The 13,159-nt window shown below is 48.4% G+C and carries 12 protein-coding genes; 8 read left to right on the top strand and 4 right to left on the bottom strand.

Annotated elements, in window-relative coordinates:
* The first annotated feature begins 8 nt into the window (after window positions 1-8).
* From EH243_RS00290 to EH243_RS00315, 6 genes are all read left to right on the top strand, one after another.
* Window positions 9-254 (top strand): GlsB/YeaQ/YmgE family stress response membrane protein, encoded by a 246-nt coding sequence (locus EH243_RS00290; RefSeq protein ID WP_126156638.1) that lies wholly within the window; start codon window positions 9-11, stop codon window positions 252-254.
* A gap of 60 nt (window positions 255-314) precedes the next feature.
* The gene (locus EH243_RS00295) at window positions 315-1,256 is read left to right on the top strand and encodes a 2-hydroxyacid dehydrogenase (protein ID WP_126156639.1); all 942 of its coding nucleotides are present in this window, start codon (window positions 315-317) and stop codon (window positions 1,254-1,256) included.
* 189 nt (window positions 1,257-1,445) lie between these two features.
* Window positions 1,446-2,171 carry a YehS family protein gene (locus EH243_RS18800; RefSeq protein WP_126156640.1) on the top strand — a complete coding sequence of 242 codons (726 nt, stop codon included), beginning with the start codon at window positions 1,446-1,448 and terminating at the stop codon, window positions 2,169-2,171.
* Between the two features lie 6 nt (window positions 2,172-2,177).
* The gene (locus EH243_RS00305; RefSeq protein WP_126156641.1) at window positions 2,178-2,810 is read left to right on the top strand and encodes a 3'-5' exonuclease; all 633 of its coding nucleotides are present in this window, start codon (window positions 2,178-2,180) and stop codon (window positions 2,808-2,810) included.
* Window positions 2,811-2,862: 52 nt separating this feature from the next.
* Window positions 2,863-3,279 carry a hypothetical protein gene (locus tag EH243_RS00310; RefSeq protein ID WP_126156642.1) on the top strand — a complete coding sequence of 139 codons (417 nt, stop codon included), beginning with the start codon at window positions 2,863-2,865 and terminating at the stop codon, window positions 3,277-3,279.
* A 520-nt stretch (window positions 3,280-3,799) separates the two neighbouring features.
* Entirely contained in the window at window positions 3,800-4,042 is a 243-nt protein-coding gene (locus EH243_RS00315; RefSeq protein WP_126156643.1) for a hypothetical protein, read from the top strand.
* A gap of 104 nt (window positions 4,043-4,146) precedes the next feature.
* Here EH243_RS00315 and EH243_RS00320 read toward each other — a convergent pair whose 3' ends face one another.
* On the bottom strand, window positions 4,147-4,887 hold the full coding sequence (locus EH243_RS00320; protein ID WP_241234951.1) for an AraC family transcriptional regulator: 741 nt from the start codon (window positions 4,885-4,887) through the stop codon (window positions 4,147-4,149).
* A 203-nt stretch (window positions 4,888-5,090) separates the two neighbouring features.
* Between EH243_RS00320 and EH243_RS00325 the strand changes: the two genes are divergently transcribed.
* A complete protein-coding gene (locus EH243_RS00325) occupies window positions 5,091-6,272 on the top strand; it encodes an MFS transporter (RefSeq protein WP_241234952.1) in 1,182 nt (393 codons plus the stop codon).
* Window positions 6,273-6,456: 184 nt separating this feature from the next.
* On the opposite strand, the gene EH243_RS00330 is transcribed toward EH243_RS00325, so the two are convergent.
* From EH243_RS00330 to EH243_RS00340, 3 genes are all read right to left on the bottom strand, one after another.
* On the bottom strand, window positions 6,457-7,782 hold the full coding sequence (locus EH243_RS00330) for a Na+/H+ antiporter NhaC family protein (RefSeq protein WP_126156645.1): 1,326 nt from the start codon (window positions 7,780-7,782) through the stop codon (window positions 6,457-6,459).
* Between the two features lie 376 nt (window positions 7,783-8,158).
* Window positions 8,159-10,162, bottom strand: coding sequence for a sensor domain-containing diguanylate cyclase (locus EH243_RS00335; protein WP_126156646.1), 2,004 nt, complete (start codon window positions 10,160-10,162; stop codon window positions 8,159-8,161).
* A gap of 286 nt (window positions 10,163-10,448) precedes the next feature.
* Entirely contained in the window at window positions 10,449-12,341 is a 1,893-nt protein-coding gene (locus EH243_RS00340) for a PhoX family protein (protein WP_126156647.1), read from the bottom strand.
* A 230-nt stretch (window positions 12,342-12,571) separates the two neighbouring features.
* Between EH243_RS00340 and EH243_RS00345 the strand changes: the two genes are divergently transcribed.
* Window positions 12,572-13,141 carry an NnrU family protein gene (locus tag EH243_RS00345; protein ID WP_126156648.1) on the top strand — a complete coding sequence of 190 codons (570 nt, stop codon included), beginning with the start codon at window positions 12,572-12,574 and terminating at the stop codon, window positions 13,139-13,141.
* Window positions 13,142-13,159 lie beyond the last annotated feature (18 nt).

Consider the following 13,159-nt stretch of genomic DNA (forward strand, 5'->3'; position numbering starts at 1 on the left):
GTGTCACCATGGGTATTTTATCTTGGATTATTTTAGGATTGATCGCCGGTATATTGGCAAAATGGATCATGCCGGGTAAAGATGGCGGTGGTTTTGTTATCACCACGTTACTGGGTATAGCGGGTGCTTTTGTCGGAGGATTTCTGGGCAATCTAATCGGTTTTGGTAGTCTTGATGGCTTGAGTCTCGGCAGCATCGTCACGGCCACCGTTGGGGCGTTTATTCTACTGTTTGCCTATAACAAGCTGAAATAAATCGGCCATCCCTATAGACGATGGCATACAGGCTTAATCAAGATAATGAAGGATAGATCTATGCGACCACTAATCCCTTTCGTACATCAATCGAGCAGTAGCGAGGCACAACAGTGGTGTACCACGCTGAGTGAGCTGCTACCTCAGTGTGATGTGCGTCTCTTTGAGCAACTGAGCGATGAGGATAAGGCTCGGGTAACGATGGCGGTCGTCGCTAACCCTGAGCCGTCTGATGTGGCCCAATTGAGTCAATTGAAATGGGTGCATTCCGTCTGGGCTGGGGTTGAAGGGATGATGGCTAACCTCGCAGAGATGCCGTTTGGAATCGTCCGATTAACCGATCCACACTTAGCGCAGACCATGTCTGAAGCGGTGCTGGCCTGGGCTCTATATCTGCACCGTGAGATGCCCCAATACCGTCAACAGCAATCGAGCGGGCAGTGGCAGTCTCGTGACTATACGGATGCCTGCGATCGGCATATCGTTATTTTGGGGCTGGGGTTACTGGGACAAAAGAGCGCCCTCAGGTTAGTGGATAATGGTTTTAAGGTGTCGGGCTGGAGTCGCTCAGAAAAACAATTGGCCAACGTTGATTGTTATTCTGGTGATGAGGCTTTAACTGAGGTGATAGGAGACGCGGATATTATCGTCAACTTACTTCCCTTGACGCCAGCGACTGAAGGCTTGATGGATCAAGCTTTTTTCCGACAGTTGAAGGGCGCTTCGTTGATCAATTTTGGCCGGGGAGCCACCATTGTGGATGCTGATCTGCTGCAGGCATTAGAGCAAGGGCAAGTGAGCCACGCGGTCCTAGATGTCTTTACGGAGGAGCCGTTGCCGTCGAGCCACGCTTTCTGGCAGCATCCCGATATCACAGTTCTACCTCATATTTCAGCCCCGACCAGTGTGTCGACGGCGAGCCGCATTGTGGCCGACAATATCAGTCGTTTTCTGTTAGAGGGTGTGATCCCGCCGACGGTGGATAAAACTCTCGGTTATTGAACGGTTCGCCACCGTTATATTAATAGGTGGCGAGCGTACTTTTTTGTTAACCCATAGATGACGGATTAGGGGGGGGCACTGGGCCTTAGGCTTACAGTCTTACGATGGTGATTCATTAAAGAATCCAAGATGACGATCGTCTAATTGTGGTAAAGTGCCAGCCTTATTCTTTTCTGTCCGGATTTGTTTGTGACCAATAATGATATTTTGCGCCGTCTGCGCTACACCTTTGATTTCACTGATACCAAAATGATTGGCATCTTTCGTCATGCGAACCTCGCGGTGACTCGGGTACAGCTGAGCGGCTGGCTGAAAAAAGAGGAAGACGCTGAGTTTGTGCGCATCACCGATCAAGAGATGGCAACCTTTCTCAATGGTCTTATCATCGAAAAACGTGGCCGTAAGGAGGGTGATCAGCCAGAGCCGGAAAGGCAGCTGAATAACAATATTATCTTCCGTAAATTGAAGATTGCGCTCAACCTGACCGCCGATGATATTCTTCACCTGTTAAAGCTAGCGGGCGTTAGCCTGAGTAAGCATGAATTGAGTGCGCTGTTCCGTAAGCAGGGACACCAGAACTACCGTGAATGTAAAGATCAGGTATTGCGTAACTTTTTAACCGGTTTGCAGCATCAGTGGCGCGATAAAGAGCCAACGGTTAACACCGATAAGCCACAGCGTGTGACTGCGACGGCAACCGCTACCGCCGATAAGCCGGTGCGCAAACCTGCAGAACGACGGGCTGCTAAAGATGTTCAGTTTGTTGTTGATAAGCCAGCGACTGTGAAATCCGCCTCAAAACCGGTGACAGAGAAACCAAGGTCTAAACCGGCGGCAAAGGCGGCTGATCAGGCAGCAGCAGAGCACGATTCCGTATGGGCCAAAGCGTTGGCTAAAAGTAGCAAAAAGAGCTGATCAGCGATGAAAGAGAAACGGCTGCCACCGACGCGGGAGGAGATCGCTCAGTTTCCACCTTTTCCTGCGATGACGCTGGAACATATCTGTCTGCCCGTCGGCGCTGAAGCATTGGCTGCTGCGTTGGAAGACCTGCTAAGTAGCCCCTTTGTTGGTTTCGATACTGAATCTAAACCGGTGTTTCGTAAAGAACAGGCGTCAACCGGCCCCCATGTGATTCAGCTGTGCACCGCCGATACAGGCTACATTTTTCAGTTACATGATCAAGCTGTCTATCCGGTTATTTGTCAGGTATTACAAGCCAAAAAGGTGGTCAAAGTAGGCTTTGGTTTGCAGTCGGATCGAAGTCATATCCGCCGTAAGTTTGGTGTTGAAATCACCGCTATACTGGATCTCGACGCGGTGTACCGTCAGCTTGGCTATCGTCGTCAACTCGGGGTTAAAGCCGCGATCGCGGTACAGTTTGGGCAAAAGTTTACTAAATCAAAACGGGTTTCCACCTCGAACTGGGCGTTACCGACGCTAAGTGATGCGCAGTTACTCTACGCCGCTAATGATGCCTATGCTGCGTTAAAAATACTTCAGGGCTTACAGCAAGCGGGCCATGAGCGGATGATCAAAGAATTGGTGTTGATGTGATGCCCTTAGGCTCATATCAGGTTGCCTTTATTGTTTACAGGATATCGATAAGATGATTTTAAAACGTTTTGCTGAACTGCCAGCACTGGAAACCGAACCGGGTACCGATTGCTCTTTTATTAGTCATAGCCCCTTTGGTGAGCCATTGCTGACGGTTGTGTATGCCACTAAACGGGATTTTCTGTCGGTGCCTAAAACCTATACCGCCGTCCAGTTTAAAGGTAGCGAGGCGGTTCCTCTGGAGTTTCATTCGGTTTCCCGCAAAGACTATCTAGAACAGATGGAAATGGCGACGAGCTGGTTTAAATCTGGGGTCTATGAAATAGAACAAACCAAAGACTACTCGATCGTGATGTTACTCACCAATGATCGGGCGCTGGAGGTTATTTTTACAGAGTTTAAGCTGTTAGAAGAGGGTTATCATTCGGTGGATTCTCAGGCAGCGTTGATCGCTCGTATCACGGGTTAGAGGCGATGTTAGCCGTTATTTTTTTAGCAAGATGATGTTTGTAAGGCTAAGAATAAAAACGACTTTTGGGGATTTAAGTGGCAAAGGCGAGCGGTTTTTCTGTCGATTGCCTCACACCTAAATCAATAGGGCTGGACGGTTAATGCAATAGAGGATCTATTGTGACACGTAAAAATTATTTGTAACCCGTCGTTTTTTTTGTCATTATTACCCCGTTATTGAAACACGTTAGCCGAGGATGTACACCTAAGGCTGCTGTTGAACCATGATTTTACCGATGTTCAATGGGTGAGAATGAAGTTGCTGATCTTGCTTCTTTCTTAATTTAACCGATGCTCTGGAAGTGTCGCCACTGACAAGGTTGATAAGTTTATTGGACGATCGCTGTTTTTGTTGCGGATCGTTGCAAGGCGCACATAGCAGCAGATGCTATCGCTGTCAGAATAAAAAGTTAGGAACGATTAGCGCTTAATGTAATCCGACCTATTTATCGCGTTGTTAATTCTTATAAGGAAGTAAGATGAAATCATTAGCTATTATTTTAATGGGTCTATGGGCTTCAAGCCAATCAATCGACCTTTATTCCGACGATGCGTTATATAACATGATAGCCCCCGCGGGCCTCGTTATCTGTGTGATTGCATTAACATTTTGGTTAGTTTTGCATGCTGATCTTGTGCTTCATCGTCACCACTCTGATGGCTATCAAAGCGATAACGCTGATTTTAACCGCGACTCTCTAAGCAGTCATCGCGGTGATTAAGCGTACTTAACCAGCTTTTCCTTTTGATAACCCCTATCTTTGATAACACCCTATCTGAGACGACTCACGGGCTCGATAACGGGTGAGTCATGACGCTATTACCGTTATTCTTGTTCAAAATAACGTCCCGGCGTTTTTCCTAATGCTTTTCTAAACATGGTGATAAAAGCGCTCTGGCTGTTGTAACCGAGATCTTGTGCAATATTGGCGACGGCATCTCCCTGTGCAATACGGGTGAGTGCGGCTAATAATCTCGCTTGCTGTCGCCACTGACCAAAGGTCATCCCCGTTTCTTGCCGAAAATGACGCGCTAACGAACGGGCGCTGGTGCCGAGTTGGGCTCCCCAATCATCCATTGAGCGACTATCCGCAGGGTTATTCCTTAACTGATGGGCTATCTCTATCAGTGGTTTGCTCTTTGGATGTGGCAGGTACAAGGGGGCTTCCGGCGTCGCCTTGAGTTGATCAAGAAACACCTGTACTAAGCGTCCCTCGGCGCCAACTTCATCATACAGGGTATCGAAATTCACCATAGCTAATATCAGTTCGCGCAACAGTGGAGTGACATGGATTACCTGACAGTGATTCGGTAGATGTTGTGAGGCGGCCGGAGCGATATAGACGTTGCGCATCTGCACTGGATGGATGGTGCGGGTGTCATGCTCGATATAGGCGGGAATCCAGACCGCTCGTTGAGGCGGTACAACCCAGTAACCAATGTTTTTGGCCGAGACTTGAATCAAACCATCGGCGATAAATAAAAGCTGCCCCCAACCATGACTGTGAAAGGGGGTATAAAAGCCTGCCGTATGGTCTACTTGGCGAATAACTAATTGGCGGGGCACCTGTTCGAGCCGGTTACGGGGTTTCCTATCAGGGCTAAGCCAGTGATTCTGGATTTTAGGGTGTTTTGTCTGTTTTTCGTTATAAGTTGGCATGGTTTATTGTATACGACAGATAAGATGTTTTTTAAAGTAGAACATTAAACTTAATTGAGTAATCGGGTCGGGTAGTAGCCTATGGTTGTGCCCGATTCGCTGGAGTCACTGTGTTGAATTTTATCCGTCGTCCGGAAATGTTTCTGTTTTTACTCGCCGCGGCAATGCCGTTATCAATGGGCGTGTGGATGGCATTACTGAATAACTTTGCTATCGAACAAGCCGCCTTTACCGGGGTTGAGATCGGTATTTTACAGTCATTACGGGAGATCCCAGGATTTCTCTCATTTGGTGCCGTGCTGTTATTGGTGCTGTTACGGGAACAAACTCTAGCGCTGGTGTCGATGTTATTACTCGGCTTGGGCACTGCGATGACCGGCTTTTTTCCAACGGAGATAGGGCTTTACTGTACGACGGTACTGATGTCATTGGGATTCCACTATTACGAAACCATGAATCAGTCCTTATCACTACAGTTATTCAGTAAGGAGGAAGCGCCTTACCGTTTAGGGCAGATGGTGGCGATTGGCTCCTTTGCCAGTTTGTTGGCCTTTGGGTTGGTGTGGCTGGCATTGGATGTCGCAGGTCTATCGATGAAGACCGTCTATCTATTGGGTGGTGGTGCAACCGTGGCGATCACATTATTTTGCTGGTGCTTCTTTCCGCAGATGCCCAGTAAGGTCGAACAGCATAAGCAATTACTGCTGCGCAAACGTTACTGGTTGTACTACGCATTGGTGTTTATGGGCGGTGCGCGGCGGCAAATATTCATGGTGTTTGCTAGCTTCTTGATGGTTGAAAAGTTTGGCTTTTCTGCTGGCGAAATATCTATCATGTTTCTCGTCAATGGCGTTTTGAATATGATTTTTGCACCCAAAATTGGCAAACTGATCGGTTATTGGGGAGAGCGAAAAACCCTGACGGTCGAGTATCTCGGCTTGATTGTTGTTTTCACCGCCTATGCCTTGGTATCAGATCCTTGGATCGCCGTCGGCTTGTATATCGCGGATCACCTGCTGTTTTCGATGGCAATCGCACAGAAAACGTACCTGCAAAAAATAGCAGACCCTAAGGATTTAGCATCCACCGCGGGTGTGTCCTTTACGATTAATCATATCGCGGCGGTTATTCTGCCAGCGGCCTATGGGGTGTTATGGATTATCTCCCCAGCGGCCGTTTTTTTGACCGGTGCGGCGATGGGAGCCGTTTCCTTGGTGTTGGCACGGATGGTGCCGATCAATCCCGCTCCAGGTGCTGAAATCACTTGGAAGAAGAGAGAACAGGTCGCTTAATCAAGAAAAAATGCTGTGTTTATGGGGGGGGTTTAGGCATGGCTAAGCCGTTGATCGTAGCGTGATATAGATGTAAAAAAGGGATCGCATTAATAATGCGATCCCTTTTTTCTGCTTAAATCTAGTTGTTAAACGATGGATAGGACATCTTTCAGACGCACTTACGTGTATATGCAGAGTGTGTCTATTCCGCTAGCTGTGGACGTGGTTTAGCGGCATATTTACCGAAGATAATGGTGCCTAGTGCGATCACACCTAACAGCCAGGTGTATTGGATGTTACCAATGATAACGAGGGGAGATAGCCCTGCTATTGATCCTGCTAATAACACCTGCGCGCCATAGGGTAGTAAACCCTGCACCATGCAGGAGAATATATCCAGTAAGCAAGCACTCCGGCGGGGATCAACATGCTGACGTTCGGCAATATCTCTCGCTAAGCCACCACAGATAATAATAGACACCGTGTTATTGGCGGTACACACGTTGGTGAGTGCGACCGCGGCACTGATCGCAGCTTCGCCCGCCCTTGGGTTAGCTGCACTATTCGCTTTAGAGGTCAGTCGTTCAATCTGACGGGCGAGAAACTCCAGCCCTCCTTGGGCTTTCATTAGCGCGCCTAAGCCACCGATCAGCATCGATAGAATCATGATCTCCTGCATGCCGGTATAACCCGCATAGATATCCTTAGAGTACTGGGCGATGGAATAACTCTCCAGACCAGACAAGCCGATGGCGCCTGCCAGAAGAATACCGCTAAATAGCACGAGAAATACATTAAAACCGGTCAGCGCCATGGTGAGTACCACCAGATAGGGTAAGACTTTCAGCAGTTGGTAATCGGTGTCTTGGGTAATCTCGGCATCGGTGCCCTGTAGGTATAGCCAAACGAGGGTGATCAGGGCTGCGGGCAGGGCGATTTTAAAGTTCATACGAAACTTATCGCGCATGTTACACCCCTGAGAACGGGTGGCGGCAATGGTGGTATCGGAGATGATCGATAGGTTGTCACCAAACATGGCACCGCCGACGACGGCACCGATACATAGAGGCAGTGATAGGTCGCTGACCTCTGTTAGGCCGACGGCAATCGGAGCCATCGCAGCAATAGTACCCATTGAGGTGCCCATCGCGGTGGCGATAAAGGCGGTAATAACAAACAGGCCGGGCAGCACAAACTGTGCTGGGATAAAGCTCAGGCCGAAGTTAACGGTTGCATCAACCCCGCCAACGGCTTTGGCGACACTGGCAAAGGCGCCAGCGAGCAGGTAGATCAAACACATGGTTATGATATTACTGTCACCCACACCCTTGATAAAGGTGTCTAGGCGCGCATGTAGGGCGCCACTGCCTAAGAGTAGCGCAAGCACCACGGCGGGTAGAATCGCGACAGGGGCGGATATTTGATAGAAGGCGTAATCAACATTCACGGACTGATAGTAAACGCCGCTGCCAATAAACAGGGCGAGAAAGAGTAGCAGAGGTAATAGCGCGAGCGGGTTGGCTCTCATGTCGGGCTCCAAGATAGAGAAACGCGTTGCGGCACAGTCGCCTGAGTTGTTCTTTGGCAGAGTACTTCAGGTTTCTGATTATCTTCTGTTAGTAAGCAGAAGCAGCAATAAAAAAACCTAGTATTCTTGTGAAATCTAGGCTGATAAATGGACAGAAGGGAGACCTCATAGGTAACCCTGCTATTTTAAGGCGGGATTATACCTGTTAGCCGTAGCGGATCTAATATTGATTTACTATATGAAAGTTGTTTTGGTTATAAGTAGTTTTTTTTGATAGCTATTGGGAATAACGGTGGATGGTAATAGTCAATGCTTCCAACGCATTGCTTTACTAAGCAGTGTGCTGATCGATTTCTATTGAGCCGTTTTACATGGTTTAAACCGAGGCTGTCGAGAGTTCATCGGCATATTTGAAATGCACATCCTTACTCCGCTTTGCCTCATACATGGCCAGATCTGCTTCATGCAGCAGTGCTTCGAGAGGTTGGCCTTTAAAGTGAATCGCAATGCCGATACTGAGGCTAATATTGATTACCTGACCATTATAGTTAATGGGCTGCTGCATCGAGGCAATGACCCGCTGAGCGATAATGGATAGCTGTCGCCGAGTGCCATGGGAGGGCAGTATCGCGGCAAACTCATCCCCACCCAAGCGGGCGATGCTATCGGTATCACGGAGTACTTCCCGCATCCGCGTTGCGGCTTCTTTTAAAACAAAATCACCGGCTTGATGGCCGTATTGATCATTAATGGGCTTGAAGTGGTCGAGATCCATATAGATGACCGCGAGCGGTTCTTTTTTACGTCTCGATTGGGCTAACTGTAGTTCTAACAGTTCGATAAAGAGGTTGCGGTTATACAGGCCTGTTAATTGATCGAAATGTGCTAGCTGCTCTATTTTTTGTTGCGCGGTGAGGTGTTTTCGCTGAATTCTGAAATAGAGCAGGGTGCCAACACCGGTAATGATGGATGTGAGGATAAAAAACATGATCAGCGGCGGGAGCATATTGCGATATGCGGCGGAAAAGTCTGCATCGCTGGCCAGAGAGATCAGTTTCCACTCGTGCCGATGGGGTTCGCTAGGTGAACGGGTCTGAACGGTATCTAGGATATCGTTATGACTGATTGAGATAGTCTCAAATATAAAATAACCAGCCGGTGAGGTGATATATCCCTGTTGATCTGTTTTGATGGTTGGCCAGATGCCGGGGTAGTATTTATCAATGGTACGGTCTTTATAACGAGGAAACATAAAGGCCCAAGCGGCATCTCGCTCACGACCAAAGAGCCAGTATCCCTCGTCATTGAGTAACATGAGCTCACCGGTAATATTCTTAGCTTCATGCTTTAACTGAGAGAATAGGGCGCTGCTATTGAGGTTGATAATGACAATGCCGCGTTTTTCGCCTTGTTGATCAAACACCGGAGTGGCGAGACGGACAATGGGCTTGAAGGGCAGTTCAATACGGCCATTCTCGATATTAAGGTCCATGCGTGAGATGTAAACCTGCCCCGGGGATAGTTTAAATGCATCGGTAAAGTAGTAGCGTTGATGCTTGTCTTGCATGCGATTTGGCTGAGTGACCACCGGCCCTAGCCTGCCCTGATCCACTCTGATTCTTTCAATCCCTTTCTCATCGATAAAACGAATCTGTTCATAAGAAGGTTTGATGGTCGCCAAGCTCAGGTAGTCATGGGCTAGGCGGGTGGCTGCATCAGGGTCATCGCCAATGAGTAGATGTTGAAGATTATCCTGTAGTGCAAGCATACGTGTATCTAATGCGGCTTTGTCGATATGATCGTTGAGGCCGTTTCTTATCAAGGTTAACTGTTGCTGTTCTTGAGTGATCGATTGCTTAATATTAGTGAGATGTTGCTGCTGATAAATGTTCAGTAATAACAGTAGAAAAAGGCTAAGCGAAAAGAGATAGGCGAGTAACAACACGCCGCGCAAGGCCAACACTTTTTCGATGAGGGAGCGGTGATTAACTTCGGTTATCTCGCTGGTTTGCAGGAGTAGATAGTGGATTAGCACGGTGGTTAGCAGAGCAAAGAGCAGGCCGCAGGTGATGCCTGTTGGGAATCCGGCTGAGGATAACTTTAGCAGTGGCAGCGATAGCGACAATACCGTCTCAACGGCAAAGGCAATTAAGCCTGAACGGAGCAACAGTGACTCTGCATTGAGGCCCACACTCGGTTTAAGCTGCTGGAAATGGATGAGAACGCGCACTGCTAAAATGGTGGCTAGTGCCATAATCGTGGCGTTAAGGAAGGTCTCCAGCCAGAAAAAACTGATGGCGATGTCGAGCGCTTGCATGCCGTAGATGGTCAGCATATCGGCAGTGATTAAGATAATAAAAAGAAGAAGGCGCGCTAGCATTAGAATAAATAGCCTTATTCGGCACGACCTGAATAAGTACCCTAGCGAATGTTAGCCTAAAAATATTCAGATCAATGCGTTATGGTGAGATGTTCGTATAACACAAATATAACCTTATATTAGCAGAGCTTACCCATGTCTGACAGTGATTGGGCTGAGAGGTAAGCATTAAAAAAGCCTCGCAAGGGAGGCTTTGTGTGGGGTTGCGCGAGATTTAAACAACTGTTTAGACTCGTTGGTTCTTTTTAGTCGTTCTAAACAAGGTTAAACCAAGGTTCACGTGAGACTATGCACCGATGATGCCACCATCTTCACGCTGAACAACCATAATGGTTGAGCGGGGTTTGCTGTTGCCACCCGCGGGGAAGTGAGATGCCACTTTTTCGCCGGGATGTTGTACGCCGATGAAAATTGAGCGTTGATCTGGGCTAAAGGTCAGCCCGGTTAGTTCACAAGAGATCGGGCCTGTTGCGAAGCGGCGGATCTCACCGGTATCGGGATCGGCAACCAATACCTGGTTATTACCCATACCGGCAAAATCACCTTTATTGGAATATGAACCATCGGTCATAATCCACAGACGGCCATCGTTATCAAAACCTAAGCCGTCAGGGCTGTTAAACATATTCTCATCGTTAATATTGGCAGAGCCCGCGTAGAAATCCTTATGTACCGTTGGGTTACCAGCTACCACAAACAGATCCCACTTGAAGCTCATAGCACTGTTGTCACCGTGGGCTTCGTTCCAGCGAACAATCTGCCCATAATGGTTTTCGGCCCGAGGGTTAGGCCCACCCACCGGTTGTCCCTCTTTTTTACCACGGTGTTTGTTATTGGTCAGGGTGCAGCAAACGGTTTTTGTTTTAGGGTGTACGGCGACCCATTCAGGACGGTCCATTGTCGTTGCCCCCACAATGGTTGCCGCTTCACGGGCAAAGATCATGACTTCAGCCTGACTGTTGAAACCATTTTCAGGGGTCAGGCCGTTTTTACCCTGAGTGAGTTCAAGCCATTCACCGGTCCCTTTGGCTTCGCCATCGACGGCGTTGAAGCGGGATACGTAAAGTGTTCCCTCTTCTAACAGGATGCGGTTGGCGGCTTTATCAGAAGGGTTATATTTGTGCTTAGAGATAAACTTATAAAGGTGTTCACCCCGCTCATCATCACCTAAATAGACGACAACATGGCCGCTAGTCGCAATGGTCACCGCGGCATTTTCATGCTTGAAACGACCCAGCGCGGTACGTTTTAGTGGTGTTGAAGAGGGGCCCATAGGATCAATTTCGACAACCCAACCGTGACGGTTGGGTTCGTTTGGCTCTTGGTTTACATCAAAGCGAGCATCCGATTTATACCACTGATATTTGCTATCGTCACCGATACCATAGCGTGTCAGGTGCTTGTCTTGTCCACCACCGGGCTTAGCAAAGTAGCCATTAAAGTTTTCTTCGCAGGTGAGGTATGTGCCCCAAGGGGTTTCGCCATTGGCACAGTTATTAAACGTACCGAGCACCTTGGTGCCGCTATGATCAGCACTGGTTTTGAGAAGATCATCGCCGGCAGCGGGGCCGGTTAACCGCATTTCAGTATTGGCGGTAATACGGCGGTTATATTTCGAGTCGTTAATATACTCCCAACCACCGGCGGTGCGTTTGATTTCAAAGACGGATACCCCGTGAGCGGCTTGCGACTTTTTCACATCATCAGCGGTCATTGCCTTACCTTGATGATCAAACAGTAGCTTGTAGTTGGTGTATTCGTTGTTCACCGCTAGCAGTGCACGGTCTTCTGATAATGGGAAGAAGCTCATGCCATCGGTATTATCACCAAACTGACCGGCCTGAGCTGAAGCCGGTTGGCGACCGTTTTCGTCAAAGGCTGGCGTGCCTTTAATAATAGGGTCTCCCCAAGAGATGAGGGGTTTCGCAATATAGCCTTTAGGTACCACAAAGGTATCCGCCGTACTGGTCGGTATTTTGCTAAACCCTAATAGTTTGCTGTCAGGCTGAGTGGCCGCCACCGCTTTTGCAAGCGGATTGGTCGCCAAAAATAAACCCATGGCGGAGGCGCCACCTTGCATGAATCGGCGTCGGCTGATGCTCGCATCAACTATTTTACTGAAATCGGAGTCTTGTTCGCTATGCAACGCTGAATCGGCCTGCAGAAGATCTTTGTTCATGCTCAATGTTCCTAAAAACTGTCGATATAAAGTGAGTGAAGCCATTTATGGCCACAAGAGTAGACGCGATATATGACGCTTAGATGACTGATAGATAACAGGTAGATGACATTAAATCGCGCAGATGTGATGGATTGCCCGGTGAAGATGGTTATCGGCGGCACTTTTGTGGTTAGCTATAGTCCTAATGTACTAGGTTTATTGAATGCACGTATGCAAAGGAACTAACAATGCTGGTTTTAATCTTGGGTTTGATTCTTTTTCTCGGTATCCACTCCGTCTCCATTGTCGCTGAACCATTGCGAAACAGAGCGGTTGCCGTGAGCGAGTTGGGCTGGAAACTCTTTTATGCGGCAGTTTCTTTGCTGGGACTTTGGTTGATTATCAGTGGCTATGCTGCCGCTCGGCTCGACCCTTATCTAATCTATGTCAGCCCTCGCTGGACGCGACATCTGGCGGCGCTGTTATTACTACCGGTGTTTGTGTTTGCTTTGGCGCCCTATTTTCCCGGGCGGATTAAGCGAACATTGGGGCACCCTCAGTTAGTGGCGGTTAAGCTCTGGGCGTTATCCCACCTGTTGGTCAACGGCACCTTAGCTGACTTAGTACTCTTTGGTAGTTTTCTTGCTTGGGCGGTGATTGATCGTATCTCGATGAAAAGACGTCAGCCGCGGCCGGTGCCTGGCGTGCCAGAATCTTGGGTTAACGATGTGATTCTGATCATCCTAGGACTCGCCCTATATGTTGTGACGGTGTTGTGGGCGCATCAGTGGTTGATTGGTGTCGCGCCTTTTGCTTGAAAAGCAGGTTAATGGTGT

This window comes from Amphritea opalescens, assembly GCF_003957515.1.
GTDB lineage: Bacteria > Pseudomonadota > Gammaproteobacteria > Pseudomonadales > Balneatricaceae > Amphritea > Amphritea opalescens.